1 protein-coding gene and 1 pseudogene are annotated in these 1,471 nt (G+C 62.6%); both read left to right on the forward strand.

The window, feature by feature from the left end:
- Window positions 1–1,139 (forward strand): aldehyde ferredoxin oxidoreductase C-terminal domain-containing protein (locus CAPSK01_RS17815; protein WP_034929863.1); only part of this gene is annotated, 1,139 nt, incomplete at its 5' end.
- A gap of 58 nt (window positions 1,140–1,197) precedes the next feature.
- A pseudogene (locus CAPSK01_RS23845) lies at window positions 1,198–1,471 on the forward strand (FAD/NAD(P)-binding oxidoreductase); the annotation flags it as partial.

Below are 1,471 nucleotides of genomic sequence, written 5' to 3' on the forward strand. Positions count from 1 at the left end.
GTCTGCCGACCTATGGCACGCAGGTGCTGATGAACGTCATCAACGAAATGGGCGCTTCGCCAACGCGCAACCACCGCGATGTACAGTTCGAAGGGGCACGCAAGATTTCGGCCGAAGCGATGCACGAAAAACGCGCCACCGACGGCAGGACACATCTGGTCACCAATCAGGCCTGCTTTGGCTGCACCATCGCCTGCGGCCGGATTTCGCGGATCGACGAAACACACTTCTCGGTGCAGACCAAACCGGAATACTGGGGTGCCAACGGGGGCCTCGAATATGAAAGCGCCTGGGCGCTGGGCAATGCCAACGGCGTCGACGATCTGGAGGCCCTGCAATACGCCAACCTGCTGTGCAACGAAGACGGCATGGATCCGATCTCGTTCGGGGCGACGGTCGGTGCGGTCATGGAGCTTTACGAACTGGGTATCCTGACCAGGGAAGAGATCGGCCTCGACGCGCCCTTCGGTTCCGCCGCAGCCTTGTGCAGACTGGCGGAAATGACAGTGTGCGGCGAAGGCTTCGGCAAGATCGTCGGGCAGGGATCGAAGCGTTTGTGTACCCAATACGGCCGGCCGGAGTTGTCGATGACTGTCAAGGGACAGGAGTTTCCGGCCTACGACGGGCGCGCGCTGCAGGGCATGGGTCTGGCCTATGCGACCTCGAACCGCGGTGCCTGCCATCTGCGTGGCTACGTGGTTTCCAGCGAGGTATTCGGGATTCCGGTCAAGACCGACCCCAGGGACACCGACGGCAAGCCCGAACTCCTGAAAGCTTTTCAGGATGCCACAGCGATCGTCGATTCGAGCGGTCTGTGCGTGTTCACCACCTTTGCGTGGACCCTGAACGATATTCAGCCTCAGATTCAGGCGGCTTGTCCGGGCGACTGGTCGCTCGAATCGCTGCTGGCGATGGGCGAGCGAATCTGGAACCTCGAACGCGACTTCAACCTGGCGGCGGGCCTCACCGGCAAGGACGATACCCTGCCGCCGCGCCTGCTCACCGAACCGTGCAAGACCGGTGCTTCGAAGGGCATGGTGGCCGAACTCGGGAAAATGCTGCCAGAGTATTACCGCCTGCGCGGCTGGACCCCGGACGGCGTCCCGACGGCGGCTACGCGCACGCGTCTGGGTCTCTGAGGTGACCCGCCATGTCATTATCGGCAACGGCCCGGCTGGAGTTGTTGCTGCCGAGACCCTGCGGCGTGCCGATGCAGAGGCCGGAATTACACTGATTGGCGATGAAGCCGAGCCGCCGTATTCCCGGATGGCGATTCCCTACCTGCTGATGGGGAAGATCGACGAAGCGGGCACTTATCTGCGCAAGGATGCAGATCATTTCGAGCGTTTGCGAATCCGCATGCTGCTTGGCCGGGTCGCCTCCATCAATAGCGGCGCACGCACGCTCAGCCTGGCGGATGGCGGCGTGCTTCCCTACGATCGCCTGTTGATCGCCAGCGGTGCGCAGCCGG

Origin of the sequence: Candidatus Accumulibacter vicinus, assembly GCF_000584955.1 — a bacterium.
Taxonomy (GTDB): domain Bacteria; phylum Pseudomonadota; class Gammaproteobacteria; order Burkholderiales; family Rhodocyclaceae; genus Accumulibacter; species Accumulibacter vicinus.